The following is a 16,179-nucleotide window of genomic DNA, read 5'->3' on the forward strand; positions in this document are numbered from 1 at the left end:
GAGAACGCGGCCGGCCCGGTGGACCAGGACGGCTGTCGCGGCTTCGTCGCCGACGTCTGCCGTCACCGTAGTGCCGTGGGAGGTCAGCGCAGAGTGAAGACGGCCACCGTGCGTCCCGGGACGGTGAAAGTGGCCGATTTCCCGTCGTACCTGGCTCGTTTGACCGTAGAGTCCGCCCCCTTGGTCTGGATCGGGTGCAGGGCGTACGTCCTCCCGGCCGGTGCGGCGAGCCGCTGGGTCGCGGTCTGCGGCGCGGCGTTGAGGACGACGACGAGCTTGCCCAGGCGCATGGTGATCACGCCGGGGGTCTCGTCCGTTCCCGAGAGCGGGAAGGACAGGGCGGACTGCACCTGACCGGCGGTGCGCAGGGAGAACTCCTTCTCGGTGGTCCGGATGGTGAGCAGGTCGCGGTAGGCGGCCGACGCCCCCTCGATCCGGGCGCAGCCGGGCGCGATCGTCCCGGCGGCGGCCAGGAGCGGTTTCGCGTACGGCCACTTGTCCTGGTTGTCGGCTGCGGGCGGCAGGCCCCGGCCGAAGCCGTTGCCGTCGCGGCAGTCCCAGTGCAGGGCGTTGAACCAGTCGCCGCTGTCGTAGGAGTTGCGGTCCAGGGACTTGGAGCGCAGCAGGTCGGTGCCCGCCTGGGAGAGCGAGGGCCCCTGGGAGAGGACGGCGGCGGCCATGGCCACCACCTGGGCCCTGGCCCGTTCGGCGGCCGTGGTGGAGGCCGGGAGCTTGAAGGCGAGGGCGTCGAAGAGCGTCTCGTTGTCGTGGGCGTCGGAGTAGGCCAGCGCGTCGCCGGGTGCGGCCGCGTATCCGGCGGGCGCCCCGTTGTAGTCGACGTCGGAGCCCTTGACGCTGCGGCCGGAGGTGTCGGTGAAGGTGTAGTCGGCGAGGTTGCCGGTGAGGCCGACCTTGATCAGGTCCTGGTAGTGCAGCAGCCGGGCCTTCTGTTCGGCGCGGGTGCCGTTGGCCGGGGAGGCGTTGGGGTCGGTGTAGAGGCCGGTGGCGAAGCCCTGGACGCCGGGGTCCTCGTCGAAGGGGCCGCCGCCGCGCACGGCGTCGCGGGCCCGGTCGGAGAAGGTGGCGATGCCGGTGCCGGCCATGTTCTTCTGGGTGGCCTGGACGAAGCGGGCGTCGTCCGCGATCTCGCCGAAGTTCCAGCCCTCCCCGTACAGGACGATCTTCTTCCCGTCGACGCCGTCCTCGGCGAGCGTGAGAGCGTCGAGCGCGGTGCGGACCGCGAGGATGTTGTCCTTGGGGTGGTGGCCCATCAGGTCGAAGCGGAAGCCGTCGACCTTGTACTCCTTCGCCCAGGTGACGATCGAGTCGACGACGAGCTTGCCCATCATGGTGTTCTCGGGCGCGGTGTTGGCGCAGCAGGTGGAGGTGGCGACGGTGCCGTCCTCCAGGAGCCGCTGGTAGTAGCCAGGCACGATCCTGTCGAGGACCGACTTGTCGTCCTGCCCGGAGGCGACGGTGTGGTTGTAGACGACGTCCATGACGGTCCGCAGACCGGCCCGGTTGAGGCCCTGGACCATCTGCCGGAACTCGACCGTGCGCCGCGTGCCGTCCGGGTCGGAGGCGTAGGAGCCCTCGGGGACGGTGTAGTGGAGGGGGTCGTACCCCCAGTTGAAGGCGTCCTTCGCGGCGGCCTTGCTCACACAGGCCTGCTGCTCCGGGGAGTCGGGGGCGTGGACGGAGAGGTCGCAGGCGGGCTTCGCCTGGTCCTTCTTCTTCTCCGGGACGGTCCCGATGTCGAAGACGGGCAGCAGGTGGACGTAGCTCGTGCCGGAGTCGGCGAGTTTCTCGAGGTGCTTCATGCCCCTGGAGCGGGTGTCGGTGAAGGCGAGGTATTCCCCCGGGTGCTTCGCCGTGCGGTCCGTGACGGAGAAGTCGCGGACGTGCAGCTCCTGGATCTGGGCGTCCCGCAGCGGGGTGGCGGCGGGCTTCTTCAGGCCGGACCAGCCGCGCGGCGCGAGCTTCGGGTCGGCGAGGTCGACGACGAGGCTGCGGGCGGAGTCGGCGGTCAGAGCGGTGGAGTAGGGGTCGGTGACCTTGTTGGTGACCAGCTTCTGGACGGTGGGCGCCCAGACGGTGACGGCGTACCGGTAGGGCTTGCCCTGCCAGCTCTTCCTGCCGGTGACCGACCAGACGCCGGTGCGGTCGTCGCGCTTCATCGGGTGGGTGCGGCCGTCGAGTTCGAGGGCGACGGTCGCGGCGGTGGGGGCCCACACGGAGAGCGTGGGCGTACCGCCACGGAACACCGGACCGAGCGACGCGGAGGCCGCCTTCTTCCCGTACAGGTCGTCCAGGATGCCCGCCGTCTGTACGCCGGTGGCGGCGAGCAGGGCCCCGTTCGCGGCGCGCTGGGTGGCGACGAGCTGGCCGCGCAGGGACTCACGGACGCGGTCGCGGTCGCGGGCGTCGACGGTGAAGGCCGGATAGTCCTTGAGGTGCGGGTACTTCGCCTTCTGCGCGTCGCTGAGCGCAGCCGAGGTGAGCCGCAGCCACCGGCCCTCGTCGGAGAGCGCCCCGTCGACGACGGAGATGCCGCCCTTCTTGGCGTACACGAGCTGCTGGCTGGTGGCGTCGGTGGTCTTCACCTTCCAGACGACGGTGTTCGCGTCGATCCACTGCGCCTCGGCCTTGGTGAGGTCGGGGGCAGCCCCGCCGCCGGTCTGCGGGAGCAGATAGCCGGGCTTGCCGCCGAGCATCCAGACCTCGTGGCCGTACGTGGCGATGTCGAGGGACTGGTCGCTGGGGAGGTCCTTCTCGTCGCCCTTGTGCAGGATGTAGCCGAGCGAGGTGGCCCCGTCGACGAGCGGGACCTCGAAGGTGACCCCGTAGGCGTCCTCCTTCACGGGCATCAGCGGCTTCGACCAGTCGGTGGGGTCCTTGGCCCCGCCCCAGGTGTGCAGGCCCCAGCCCTCGTAGTCGCCGTCCGCGCGGTGGTAGTTGAGGACGGCCTTCGTGGTGTCCTGCGGCGGGGCCTCGGGGGCTTCGGCCGTCTGCTCGTCCTTGCCCTGCTCGATCCAGACCTGACCGGTCGCGCCGAGGTCGATGGTCCGCTCCGGTCCGTCGGCCGTGCCGTTCTTCTCGACGGTGTACGGGACCGAGGTCGCGCCCTTCTCCAGGTCGATCCAGGCGAACGCGCCGTAGGCGTCCCGGCCGATGAACTCGGCGGTCTTCTCACCGGACTTCAGCTGCCAGCCGGCGTAGTCGCCGTCGGCTCGCCGGTAGTGGACGACGGCCCGGTCGCGCTCGACGGCGACGGGCTTGCCGGGCGGCGGGGCCTGACCTGCGGTGGTCGAGGCGAGCGCGCTGGAGGTGCGGCCGGTGCGGTCGACGACGACGGCCTTGTAGCGCAGCGGGGTGCCCGCCGGCACCGTCGCGTCGAGGTACTGGGTGACCTTGTACGGGGCGCGGTCGGCCGAACCGAGCGTCTGCCACTTCCCGTTGCCCACCTGGGCGGCGATGACGACCCGGTTGAGCTGACCGCCGTCCACGTCGGCGGCGATCTCGACGGTGCCGGTCGCGCCGGCGGCCGGGGCCTCGAGCGCGATCGTGGGCCTGGCGGCGGGAGCGCCGACGGTCCGGTCCGCCTTCAGCACGATGCTGGAGAGGGCGGGCACGGTGACGGTGACCCGCCGGTCCTCGCCGCTGCGGACCTGGGCGGAACCGCCGTACAGCGTACGGAAGTTCATTCCGGCCGACTCGGTGGTCAGCTGGACCTTCCGCGGGCTCGTGCCGTTGTTGGAGGCGACGAGGTATTCGTACGGCCGCCGGGTGTCGATGCGGGAGGTGGCGTAGACGGAGCCCTGCGCGGCCCGCTCGATCTGGGTGCCGTCCCGCAGCGCCGGATGGCTCTTGGTGAGCTTCGAGAGCGCGGCGATGGAGCGGTAGACCGGGTGCCGCGTGTCGTACGCGTCCGAGGCGTGGGTCCGGTCGGTGCCGAGCTGGTCGTCGTCGAGGTAGTCGGCGGTCTTCGAGGCGAAGAGGGTCTGGCGGGAGTCCTTGTCGCCGCCCGCGCCGGTGAAGCCCTGTTCGTCGCCGTAGTAGATCACCGGGTTGCCCCGGCCGAGGAACATCAGCTCGTTGGCGAGCCGGGCCCGCTTCAGCAGCTCCGCGTCATCGGCCTTGGGGTTGTCCTGCCGGAGGAAGGTCCCGATGCGGCCCATGTCGTGGTTGCCGAGGAAGGTGACCTGTTCATAGGCGTTGGCCTTGTCGGTGGTGTAGCGGTAGTCGTTCGCGTACACCGAGGAGAGCCGGTCGGCGGGCGCGCCCTGGGAGGCGAACTGCCGGGCGGCGTCCTGGAACGGGAAGTCCAGCGTGGAGTCCAGGCGGCCCCGGGTCACGTACGGCGAGGTGATCTCGGTGTCGGCGGAGTAGACCTCGCCGAACATGAAGAAGTCGTCCCGGCCGCGCTTCGCCGCGTAGGCGTCGAGCGCGGTGGCCCACTGGGTCCAGAAGTCCAGGTCGACGTGTTTGACCGTGTCGATCCGGAAGCCGTCGATGTCGAAGTCGCGGACCCACTTCTGGTAGATCTTCTCCATGCCCTTCACGACCTCGGGACGCTCGGTCCACAGGTCGTCGAGCCCGGAGAAGTCGCCGTACTCGTTGGACTCGCCCGCCCAGGTCGAATCGCCCCGGTTGTGGTACATGGTGGGGTCGTTGAGCCAGGACGGGACCTTCTTCCCGGCGTCCGGGGCCGTCACCGGGGTGTACGGGAAGGAGTCCTCGTCGACCTTCTCGACGCCTTCGCGGTCGTCGAAGGGGCGGCCGTTCACGTCGAGGTAGGGGAAGGCGCCCTTGGGCTTGTAGCCGTAGGCCTTCTCCGCGTGGTCGACGGTGTCGGCGGTGTGGTTGGTGATGACGTCGAAGAAGACCTTCATGCCCTTGGCATGGGCCTTGTCGATCAGCCGCTCGAGGTCGGCGTTGGTGCCGAAGTGCGGGTCGACCTGGGTGAAGTCGGTGATCCAGTAGCCGTGGTAGCCCGCCGAGGCGTCCTTGCCGGTGCCCTGGACGGGCCGGTTCTTGAAGATCGGCGCCAGCCAGATGGCGGTGGTGCCGAGGTCCTTGATGTAGTCGAGCCTGCCGGTCAGGCCCTTGAGGTCGCCGCCCTGGTAGAACCCCTTGTCGGTGGGGTCGTAGCCGGTCTCCAGCCGTGAACCGGTCAGCCCGCCCCGGTCGTTGGAGCGGTCGCCGTTGGCGAACCGGTCGGGCAGCACGAAGTAGAACTGCTCCCGTGTGAGGTCGTGCCGGGCCGCCTCGCGGGCGAGCCCGGCGTCCGAGGGCGGGGCGGGCGGCCGGGGCGAGGCGGCGGCGGTGGTGGCCGCCGGGACGACGGGCAGCAGCGCCACGCACAGGGCGGCCACCGCCCCTCGTCTCAGGGTGGTTCGGGACACGGAGGGTGCTCCTCGGCTTGATCGGTCGGGGTCGATCGGTGGGGAAGCGGGCCGGTGACGCACGCCACCGGCCCGCCGAGGGAGGTACGGGGAGGGTCAGCCGCGCCAGACGTCGGCGGTCAGGGTGACCTTCCCGGAGGACGGGACGGTGGCGGTGCGGTTGGCGCCGCTCTCCCAGGTGACGTTGCCGCTGCCGTCCCTGCGGACGTACTTGTACGCGAACGTGGTCCCGGCGGGCAGGTTCACGTCCAGCTTCCAGAGGGGGTACGCGGCCGGGTCGAGCTTCGGCGCGCTCGCCGGGTTCCAGTTGCCGAGGGCAGCCTGGTCGCCGGTGACGTGGATGTTCTGGCCGGGCTGGGTGGTGGCGCTGACGCCGAAGGAGGCGCCGGAGGGGCCGTCACCGGGTCCCGGGTCGGGGTTCGTGCCGCCGGAGCAGGTGCGGGCGCCCGCGTGCAGGGCGACGGCGGTGCCCGCGCCGAGGGTGGCGGTGAACTGACCGGACCCGTTGACGCTCACGCCGTTGCCCGACTGCACGTCGCAGTAGTCGCCGGCGGGCAGCGAGGTCTGGAAGGTCCGGGTGAGCGGGGAGCCCTCGTGGTTGATGGCCACATAGGCCTTGTCGCCCCGGCCGAAGGCGATCTGGTCGCCGCCGTTGTCCCACCAGTTCGTGACGGCCTGACCGCGTGCGGTGTTGCGCAGGCCCACCATGGAGGAGATCTCGCGCCAGGCGTGCTGGCACTTCCAGCCGTCGCTGTAGCAGGCGTTCACCTGGCCGCCGTTGGGCGGTCCGGCGTCGTGGTCGCTGAACTCGTAGCCGGAGTGGACGTCCGGGGAGCCGTAGGGCCAGGCCAGCATGAAGACGCCGGCCAGGGTGTAGGCGGAGCCGTTCTTGTAGCTGAGGGTGTCGCCGCCGCGCTCGGTGTCGTGGTTGTCGACGAAGACGGCCGATTTGCCGGACTCCATGAAGCCCCAGCCCTCGCCGAAGTTCTTCAGGTTGGCGAGGTTCTCGTTGAGGAAGACCTGCTTGAGGCTCCGCCCGTACCGGAACTCCTGGACGTCTCCTGAGCCGAGGTACTCCGAGGGCGAGACGGCCTCGCCCGCCCCGTGGATCGCCTCGTGCTTCCAGTAGACGTTCGGTTTGCTCAGCCGGGACTTGATGTCGGCGAGGTCGCCGGCCGGCATGTGCTTGGCGGCGTCGATCCGGAAGCCGTCGACGCCGAGCGAGAGCAGGTCGTCCAGATAGCCGGCGATCCTGCCGCGTACGTAGTCCTCGCCGGTGTCCAGGTCGGCGAGGCCGACCAGTTCGCAGTTCTGGACGTTGGCCCGGTCCTGGTAGTTGTTGATCTGCGAGGTGCAGTCGTCGAGGTCCGGCGCCGAGTAGACGCCCGGATAGTTGTACTTGGTGTACGAGGAGCCGCCGGTGCCGGTGCCGTTGCCCGCCGCCATGTGGTTGATGACGGCGTCGGCGATGACCTTCACCCCGGCCGAGTGACACGTGTTCACCATGGCGCCGAAGGCGGCGCGGTCGCCGAGGCGGCCGGCGATCCGGTAGCTGACGGGCTGGTAGGACGTCCACCACTGGCCGCCCTGGATGTGCTCCTGGGGCGGCGAGACCTGGACGTGGCCGTAGCCCGCCGGACCGAGCGTGTCCGTGCAGGCCTTGGCTACGGAGTCGAACTTCCACTCGAACATCACGGCGGTGACGTCCTTGTCGCCCGGAGCGGCGGCCTGTGCGGTGCCTGCGGCGCCGAATCCGGTGGGGATGACGAGGGCGGCGGCGCCGGCCACCAGGGCGAGCGCGGCAGACAGGGGTCTGCGTGCCATGTCTTTCCTCCTGCGGGTGGGGGAAACGCGGGTGACGGTGCAGCCTCAGCCGGCAACGCGCCATGCCCTCAAGGCTCCTGAAGGTTCTTGCTGCAAGAATGCAAACCTTGCCGCGGAGCAGACCGTACGAGCCCGCCCATCGCCGGTCAACCCTTTGGACACACACCGCTCATATCCGCGAAACGAAGCAGATTTCTTGCTGCAAGACCTTCCGCAAGATATTGCGGGCCTGTTACGTTTCATCCCGACTCCGGTCCGGTCGGCCGAGGGTTCCGGTGCCGGTTCACGTCATCGGACCCCACGCGCCCGGCCGGCCGGGCCGGTCACGACAAGAGAGGCGCCCGGAGTCGCTACAACTCCCCGCCGGCCCTTCCTGGGCCGACTCCTGGCGCCTCTCCTGTACGTGCCCCCGAACCTGCCTCAGTCCCCCGCGCGCACCGCCGCCGTCGAGCCCCGGACCACCAGCTCCGGCTGGAAGACGTACTCGGTGCGCTGCACCGGGCTGCCGCCGATCTCCTCCAGCAGCGCGCCCACCGCGGCCGCCGCCATCGCCTGCACGGGCTGGCGCACGGTCGTCAGCGGCGGGTCGGTGAAGGCGATGAGCTGCGAGTCGTCGAAGCCGACGACCGAGACGTCACGGGGCACATGAAGGCCTCTCCCCCGGGCGGCGCGGACCACGCCGAGGGCCATCAGGTCGCTGCCGCAGACGATGCCGGTGCAGCCCGCGTCCAGCAGGGCGCCCGCCGCCACCTGGCCGCCCTCCACGCTGAACAGGGTCGAGCAGACCAGCAGTTCGGCCTCCGCGCGGTCCAAGCCGAGCATCGAGACGGCCGCCTCCACGAATCCGTCGCGCTTGCGGCGGGAGGGGACGTAGCGCTGCGGGCCGATGGCCAGGCCGATCCGGCGGTGGCCGAGTTCGGCGAGGTGCCCCAGTGCCATCCGTACGGCAGCGTTGTCATCGGGCGAGACGAACGGGGCGCTGATGCGCTCGTTGTAGCCGTTGATGAGGACGAACGGCACGCCGCGCTCGGTGAGCGCGGCGTAGCGCCCCGGGTCGGCGGAGGTGTCCGCGTGCAGCCCGGACAGGAAGACGATGCCGCCGACGCCCCGCTCCACGAGCTGCTCGACGAGCTCGTCCTCGGTGGCCCCGCCCGGCAGCTGGGTGCAGAGCACGGGGGTGTAGCCGTGCCCGGCCAGCACCTGTTCGACGGACTGCGCGAACGCCGGGAAGATCGGGTTGGTGAGTTCGGGCGTCACCAGGCCGATCAGTCCGGCGCTGCGCTGCCGCAGCCGTACGGGCCGCTCGTAGCCCAGGATGTCGAGCGCCGCGAGCACCCGCTGACGGGTGGAGTCCGCGACGCCCTGCTTCCCGTTCAGGACCCGGCTGACCGTCGCCTCGCTGACCGCCGCCTGTCCGGCGATGTCGGAGAGCCGGGGCGCCGCCGTGGTCCTGGGCGCGGGCAGGGTCACACCGTCCACCAGACCGTGGTGTCGGCGGGCAGCTCGGCCTCGGCGCCGTCCACGGCGACCGGGGAGCTGGCGAGCAGGACCCGGCCGCGGGCGGCGATCCGGACCGGGGCGCCGGTGGTGTTGACGGTGCAGACGAAGCCGGGGCGGGAGAAGACGAGGACGCCCTCGGGGCCGTCCAGCCACTCGACGCCGGAGCCCGCGCCGAGGCCCGGGTGGTCCCGGCGGGCGGCGATGGCGGCCCGGTAGAGCTCCAGGGTGGAGCCCTCCACGCCGGTCTGCGCCTCGACGGACAGCTCGCCCCAGCCGGCGGGCTGCGGGAGCCAGCTGCCGCCGTCGCCGAAGCCGTACGAACTGCCCTCGCGGGTCCACGGGATCGGGACGCGGCAGCCGTCGCGGAAGCCGTCCTGGCCCTCGGCGCGGAAGAACGAGGGGTCCTGGCGGGCCTCGTCGGGCAGGTCGGTGACGTCGGGCAGGCCGAGCTCCTCGCCCTGGTAGACGTAGGCGGAGCCGGGCAGCGCGAGCATGAGCAGGGAGGCCGCGCGGGCCCGGCGCAGGCCCAGCTCGCGGTCGCCGGGGGTACGGATCTGGGTGCCCAGGCCCGCCGGGTTGGCGAACCGGGTGGCGTGCCGGGTGACGTCGTGGTTGGAGAGCACCCAGGTGGCGGGCGCGCCGACCGGGCGCATGGCGTCGAGCGAGGTGTCGATGACCTCACGGAGCTCGGCGGCGTCCCAGGCGGTGGCCAGGTACTGGAAGTTGAACGCCTGGTGCATCTCGTCGGGGCGCACATAGTTGGCGGTGCGCTCGACGGTGGGGGTCCAGGCCTCGGCGACGGCGATCCTCTCGCCCGGGTACTCGTCGAGGATGGTGCGCCAGCTGCGGTAGATCGCGTGCACGCCGTCCTGGTCGAAGAAGGGCATGACGTCGTTGCCGAGCAGCTTGAGCTGGTCGTGGGCGCCGAGGTCGGGCAGGCCCTCGGCCTTGACGAGGCCGTGGGCGACGTCGACCCGGAAGCCGTCGACGCCCATGTCGAGCCAGAAGCGCAGGATCGAGCGGAACTCGTCGGCGACGGCCGGGTGCTCCCAGTTGAAGTCGGGCTGCTCGGGGGCGAAGAGGTGGAGGTACCAGTCGCCGGGGGTGCCGTCCGGGTTCGCCGTACGGGTCCAGGCGGGGCCGCCGAAGATGGACTCCCAGTCGTTGGGCGGGAGTTCGCCGTCGGCGCCCTTTCCGGGGCGGAAGTGGTAGCGCTCGCGCAGGGCGGAGCCGGGGCCCTCGGCCAAGGCGCGCTTGAACCACTCGTGCTGGTCGGAGGAGTGGTTGGGGACCAGGTCGACGATGATGCGCAGCCCCAGTCCGTGGGCCTCACGGATCAGCGCGTCGGCGTCCAGCAGATTGCCGAACATCGGGTCGATGGCCCGGTAGTCGGAGACGTCGTAGCCCGCGTCCGCCTGCGGGGAGGCGTAGAAGGGGCTGAGCCAGACCGCGTCGACGCCCAGGTCCTTCAGGTGGGGCAGGCGGGCGGTGACGCCGGCGAGGTCGCCCATGCCGTCGCCGTTGCCGTCGGCGAAGCTCCGCGGATAGACCTGGTAGATCACCGCGTCCTGCCACCAGCCGGTGCGGTGGCCCGGGGCGTCGTCGGACGTGCCGGTGGAGGGGGCAGCGAGATGCTGGGTCATGTCGTCCCTGGGGTGTCTGGGTGGGGAGCGGCGCCGGGACCGGGTCGGGGTTTCCGGCGCCGCCGTGACGGGTGCGGTGGTGCGTGCGGGTGCCGGGGGCTCAGCCCTTGACGGCTCCGGCGGACATGCCGGTGACGAGGTGCTTCTGCGCGAAGAGGAACACCAGGGCGGCCGGGATGGCGATGAGGACGGAGGCGGCGGTCATCGGGCCCCACTGGGCTCCGTACTGGTTGACGAACTTCTGGAGTCCGCCGGCCAGCGTGAGGTTCTCGTCGCCGACCAGGAAGGCGGAGGCGTACGCCACTTCGCCCCAGGCGGTGATGAAGGAGTAGAACGCGGTCACCGCGAGGCCCGGCTTGGCCAGCGGCAGGATGAGCCGCCAGAAGGTGCCGAACGGGGTGAGGCCGTCGACCTCGCCGGACTCGTCGATCTCGCGCGGGATGGTGTCGAAGAAGCCCTTCATCATCCAGGCGCAGAACGGCACCGAGATGGTGAGGTAGGTGATGACGAGCCCGGCGGGCTGATTGAGCAGCCCGAGGTTCGACATGATGTTGTAGATCGGCACGATGAGGACGGCGACCGGGAACATCTGGGTGATCAGCAGCGTCCACATCAGCCCGCGCTTGCCGGGGAAGCGGAAGCGGCTGACGGCGTAGCCGGTGGTGGCGGCGACGAAGACGCCGACCACGGTGGAGAGTCCGGCGATGATCGCGGAGTTGGCGAACCAGTTGAGGAACTCGGTGTCGCGGATCAGGTTCGTGTAGTTGACGAACGTGGTCTCGCGGAAGAAGTCCGTGGTGGTCGCGAACTTGGCGGGCTTGAGCGAGGTCAGCAGGACCCACAGCACCGGGAAGACCGCGATCACCGAGGCGATGATCAGGGTGAGGTGCAGGCCGACGGAGGCGAGCGGGGAGCGCTCGCCGCGCGGCCGGACCCGGGGCACGGCGTGCCGGGCGGAGGTGTCGGTCGCGGTGGTCACCAGTTGTCTCCCTGGGAGCGCAGGACTCGCCGGTAGACCACGGCGAAGAGCATCAGGAGTACGAGGATCAGCACGCCCCAGGTGGAGGACTGCGCGTAGTCGCGCGGGCTGATCTCGAAGGAGAACTTGTACGCCTGGGTCACCAGGATCTGGGTCGCCTCGCCGGGTCCGCCGCGGGTCAGCAGGAAGATCACCGGGAACATGTTGAAGGTCCAGATGGTGGAGAGCAGGATCACCGTGGTGGAGACCGGGCGCAGTCCGGGCAGCGTGATGTGGCGGAAGCGCTGCCAGGGGGTCGCGCCGTCCATCTCGGCCGCCTCGTACTGCTCGGAGGGGATGGACTGGAGTCCGCCGAGGAGGGCGACCATCATGAACGGGATGCCGAGCCAGACGTTGACGGCGATCACGGAGAACTTCGCCCAGGTGGGGTCGTTCAGCCACGGGATGCCGTCGATGCCCGACCCGGTCAGCACCTTGTTGAGCAGCCCGCGGTCCTCGTTGTAGAGGAACCGCCAGGCGAAGACGGAGACGAAGCCGGGGATGGCCCAGGGCAGGATGAGGGCCATGCGGTAGGCGGAGCGCCCGGCGATGCGGCGGTTGAGGATGTTCGCCAGGCTCATGCCGAGGACGAACGTGACGCTCACACAGGAGACGGTCCACACCAGCGTCCAGCCGAGCGTGCCGAGGAACTGCGAGCCGGTCAGTGCGTCGATGTAGTTGTCCGCGCCGACGAACTCGTAGGTCGCGGGGATCTCGTTGACGCCGATGGAGCGGGCGACGTTGCGCTCGTCGGCGTCGGTCATCGACAGGTAGACGCCGCGGACCAGCGGGTAGCCGATGATCACGCCGATCACGAGCACGACCGGGGCGACCATGGCCCAGGCGTACCAGTGGACCGACAGGGCCCGCCGCAGACGGCCGGGGGGCGGTGGTGGGGTACCAGTACCGCGGCTCCGGCCGCGGGCGACGTTTCCGCCCGCGGCCTTCACCACCGACTGGCTGGTGTGGACAGCCATCAGTCGGCCAACCTTCCTGTTACTTCCAGTCCTTCAGGAGCTTGCGGTACTCGTCGCCGGTGGCCTTGGCGGCCTTCTCCGGCGTGGTCTGGCCGGTGAGGACCTTGGTGTACTCGATGCCGAGCGGGGCGAAGAGGCTGCCGCCCTCGGGGATCCAGGGGCGCTCGACGGCGGTCTCGACGACCGGCTTGAAGAAGCCGACGATCTCGCTGTTCACGGCCTCCTTCTTGGCGTACGCGGAGGTGCGGGTCGGCAGCAGGTTCAGCTCGCCGGCGGCGGTGGCCTGGGACTCCACGGAGGTCATGTACTCGACGAAGGCGTAGGAGGCGTCGAGGTTCTTCGAGCCCGCGTACACGGCGAGGTTGTGGCCGCCCTGCGGGGCGCCCTGGGCGGCGGAGCCGGCCGGGACCGGGGCGATGCCCAGGTTGTCCTTGTCCGTGAACTCCTTGCCGGTCAGGGTGTCGGAGACGGCCCAGGGGCCGTTGATCATCATGGCGACGTCGCCGTTCTTGAACGACTGCATCATGTTCTCCCAGCCGTCCGAGGCATCCGTCTTCGCGGTGCCGTCGTCGACCAGGGCCTTGACCGCCTTGAACGCCTTGACGCCCTCGGGCTTGTCGACGGTGACGGTCTTGGAGCCGGCGTCGACCAGGTCGCCGCCCTCGCCGTACAGGAAGGAGAGGAAGTAGTACGGGTCGTCGCCGCGCAGGTAGAGGCCGGTCTTGCCGGTCTTGTCCTTGATCTTCGCAGCGGCGGTCTTGAGGTCGCCGAGGTCGGCGGGGGCCTCGACGCCGGCTTCCTTGAGCAGCTTCTTGTTGTAGAAGATGCCCATGGAGTCGATGACCTGCGGGACGGCGTAGGTCTTTCCGTCGTACTTCGTGGACGCGACGGCCTGCTTGAGGAAGTCGTCCTGGTCCTTGAGGGCGGCGGTGCCGTCCAGGGGGGCCAGGTAGCCGAGGTTGGCGAAGTCCGGCGTCCAGGCGACCTCGGAGCGGATGACGTCGGGCGCGCCGTCGCCGGCCTGGGCGGCGTTCTTGAACTTGTTCTGCGCGTCGCCGAAGGGCACGTTGACGTACTTGACGTCGACCTTCGGGTGCTTCTTCTCGAAGCCTTCGGCCAGCTTCTTGAAGACCTTGTCCTCGCTGCCGACGCTGGAGGTGTCCCACCAGGTCACCGTGCCGGAGAGCTCGCCCGAGCTCTTGCCGCCGCCGGACTCGTCGTCGCTGCCGCAGGCGGTCGCCGCGAGCGCCAGGGCCGCGACCAGGGCGGTGGCCGTTATGCCACGTCGCATCTGAACTCCTTCAACTGCCGTACCGCTCCGTCGCGGCGCCGGGTCGACGTGAACGTAACAAGGATGAAAGACGACCGAAAGACCTTGCGGAAGATTTCTGCAAGCCCTGGTGATCGTTACATTCGCGTGTCCTCAAGGTTGCCGTCAAGCCCCTTGACGGCGGTCGTCCATCCCTGGCAGGGGCAGGCGGGGCACGGCATATCCGCAGTGCGACGATCCGACCGCAGCCCGCAGTCCGGGGCCGCAAGCCTTTGCAAGATGTTGCCGGAAAGCCCGCCGACGATCTCCCCCACGCCACCCCACGCACGGTGGGCAATCCGACACGGGCCCGGTACAGTCCCATCCCATGACCGCACGGCTTGCCGATATCGCAACTCAGGCGGGGGTCAGCGAAGCGACGGTCAGCCGAGTCCTGAACGGCAAGCCCGGTGTTGCGGCGACCACCCGCGAATCCGTCCTCGCGGCGCTCGACGTCCTCGGCTACGAACGCCCCGTACGACTGCGCAGGCGCAGCGCGGGACTGGTCGGCCTGATCACCCCGGAGCTGGAGAACCCGATCTTCCCGGCGCTGGCGCAGGTCATCGGCCAGGCGCTGACCCGGCAGGGATACACCCCGGTGCTGGCGACCCAGACCCCCGGCGGTTCCACCGAGGACGAACTCACCGAAATGCTGGTGGACCGGGGTGTCTCCGGCATCATCTTCGTGTCCGGGCTGCACGCCGACACCTCGGCCGACATGCAGCGCTACGAGCAACTGCGCGGCCAGGGCGTGCCCTTCGTCCTGGTGAACGGCTTCTCCGCCAAGGTGCAGGCGCCGTTCATCTCGCCGGACGACCGGGCGGCGATGCGGCTCGCGGTGACGCACCTGGTGGCGCTCGGCCACACGCGCATCGGCCTCGCGGTCGGTCCGAAGCGCTTCGTGCCGGTGCTCCGCAAGATCGAGGGCTTCCACGCGACGATGCGGGAGCAGCTGGGCCTCACCCCGGACGAGGTGGAGGAGTTGATCCAGCACTCTCTGTACACCTTGGAGGGCGGCCAGGCCGCCACCTCCGCCCTGATGGAGCGCGGCTGCACGGCGGTCGTGTGCGCGAGCGACATGATGGCGCTCGGCGCGATCCGGGCGGCCCGCCGGCTCTCCAGGGAGGTGCCGCGCGATCTGTCGGTCGTGGGCTACGACGACTCTCCCCTCATAGCGTTCACGGATCCGCCGCTGACCACGATCCGGCAGCCGGTGACGGCGATGGGCCAGGCCGCCGTCCGCACCCTGCTGGAGGAGATCGGCGGGACCCCGGCCCCGCACAGCGAGTTCGTCTTCATGCCTGAGCTGGTGGTTCGCGGCTCGACGGCCGCCGGCCCCGTAGGCGGCTCAGGGTCGCTCCCTCGTCCTTGAGATGCAGGACGTGCGACCAGGACCCGACCGGAGGATGATCGGGGGCAGGGGAATCTCTATGGAAGACTCTCTGCCTATGGGTGAAACGCATGTGACAGCACAGGAAGGCCGGTCCCCGGCCGGTCCTTCACCCATCGCGGCCGAGGCGGCCCCCGAGGCCGCCACCGCGTCCACCACGACCACCGCTCCCCCGGCTTCCGGGAGGACCGGAAGGACCGGCTGGCCGGCCCGGTTCCGCTCGCTGCGGACGCCGCGCCGCCCCCGGCTCTGGTTCGAGATCCTGCTCATCGCGGTCAGTTACTGGCTGTACTCGCTCGTGCGCAATGCCGTCCCGGAGCAGAAGGCGGCGGCCCTGCGCAACGCGGACTGGATCTGGTCGGCGGAGAGGTCCGTGGGCCTCGCCTTCGAGGAAACGGTCAATCACGCGGTCAATTCCGTGACCTGGCTGATCGTGTCGATGAACTACTACTACGCGACGCTGCACTTCGTCGTGACCATCGGCGTCCTCGTCTGGCTGTTCCGCCGCCACCCTGGCCGTTACGCGGCGACCCGGCTGGTCCTGTTCGCGACGACGGCCGTGGCCCTGCTCGGCTACTACCTCTACCCACTGGCGCCACCCCGTCTGATGAACGGCGCGAACTTCATCGACACCGTGCTCCTGCACGAGACGTGGGGCTCGATGGCCTCGGGCAACTTCAAGAACATGTCGAACCAGTACGCGGCGATGCCGTCGATGCACATCGGCTGGTCGCTCTGGTGCGGCCTGACGATCTTCGCCCTGGCCTCGGCGCCCTGGGCCCGCATCCTGGGCCTGCTCTATCCGACGCTCACCCTGGTCGTCATCGTGGCCACCGCCAACCACTTCTGGCTGGACGCGGTGGGCGGCATGGTCTGCCTGGCGTTCGGCTACACGGTCTCGCGCCTCTGGTACGGCTCGCTGCCGCACCGGCTGCCGAAGCGGGTGCCCGCCGGGTCCGGACGGGCGCGGCTGACCGGGCTGCGCGCCGCCCGGCTGCCCCGCCCGGCTTCGGAACGGGAGCCGGAGCCGGAGACGGCCGGGGCGCGCAGGCCGTAGGGCTCGACGACGACACGGGTGCGGGGCGGACAGGGTGTCCGCCCCGCACCCGTTTC

9 protein-coding genes are annotated in these 16,179 nt (G+C 70.3%); 2 read left to right on the forward strand and 7 right to left on the reverse strand.

The window, feature by feature from the left end; genetic code table 11:
• Positions 1-83 precede the first annotated feature (83 nt).
• From pulA to ACH4UK_RS02165, 7 genes are all read right to left on the reverse strand, one after another.
• Positions 84-5,405, reverse strand: a complete 5,322-nt coding sequence (gene pulA / locus ACH4UK_RS02135) for a pullulanase-type alpha-1,6-glucosidase (RefSeq protein ID WP_398354167.1) — start codon at positions 5,403-5,405, stop codon at positions 84-86.
• A gap of 96 nt (positions 5,406-5,501) precedes the next feature.
• The gene (locus tag ACH4UK_RS02140) at positions 5,502-7,229 is read right to left on the reverse strand and encodes a carbohydrate-binding module family 20 domain-containing protein (RefSeq protein WP_398354168.1); all 1,728 of its coding nucleotides are present in this window, start codon (positions 7,227-7,229) and stop codon (positions 5,502-5,504) included.
• A 420-nt stretch (positions 7,230-7,649) separates the two neighbouring features.
• Complete coding sequence (locus ACH4UK_RS02145) at positions 7,650-8,711, reverse strand: LacI family DNA-binding transcriptional regulator (RefSeq protein WP_398354915.1); 1,062 nt, start codon at positions 8,709-8,711, stop codon at positions 7,650-7,652.
• Entirely contained in the window at positions 8,696-10,372 is a 1,677-nt protein-coding gene (locus ACH4UK_RS02150) for a glycoside hydrolase family 13 protein (protein ID WP_398354169.1), read from the reverse strand. The genes ACH4UK_RS02145 and ACH4UK_RS02150 overlap by 16 nt, the downstream gene beginning before the upstream one ends.
• Before the next feature lie 100 nt (positions 10,373-10,472).
• Positions 10,473-11,351 (reverse strand): sugar ABC transporter permease, encoded by an 879-nt coding sequence (locus tag ACH4UK_RS02155; RefSeq protein ID WP_398354170.1) that lies wholly within the window; start codon positions 11,349-11,351, stop codon positions 10,473-10,475.
• Entirely contained in the window at positions 11,348-12,367 is a 1,020-nt protein-coding gene (locus ACH4UK_RS02160; protein WP_398354171.1) for a carbohydrate ABC transporter permease, read from the reverse strand. Before ACH4UK_RS02160 ends, ACH4UK_RS02155 begins: the two co-directional genes overlap by 4 nt.
• Before the next feature lie 19 nt (positions 12,368-12,386).
• Entirely contained in the window at positions 12,387-13,658 is a 1,272-nt protein-coding gene (locus ACH4UK_RS02165) for an extracellular solute-binding protein (RefSeq protein ID WP_398354172.1), read from the reverse strand.
• Between the two features lie 346 nt (positions 13,659-14,004).
• Between ACH4UK_RS02165 and ACH4UK_RS02170 the strand changes: the two genes are divergently transcribed.
• Positions 14,005-15,048 carry a LacI family DNA-binding transcriptional regulator gene (locus ACH4UK_RS02170; protein ID WP_398354173.1) on the forward strand — a complete coding sequence of 348 codons (1,044 nt, stop codon included), beginning with the start codon at positions 14,005-14,007 and terminating at the stop codon, positions 15,046-15,048.
• 76 nt (positions 15,049-15,124) lie between these two features.
• The gene (locus ACH4UK_RS02175) at positions 15,125-16,123 is read left to right on the forward strand and encodes a phosphatase PAP2 family protein (RefSeq protein ID WP_398354174.1); all 999 of its coding nucleotides are present in this window, start codon (positions 15,125-15,127) and stop codon (positions 16,121-16,123) included.
• Positions 16,124-16,179: the final 56 nt, after the last annotated feature.

This window comes from Streptomyces sp. NPDC020884, from assembly GCF_044333935.1.
Taxonomy (GTDB): Bacteria; Actinomycetota; Actinomycetes; order Streptomycetales; family Streptomycetaceae; genus Streptomyces.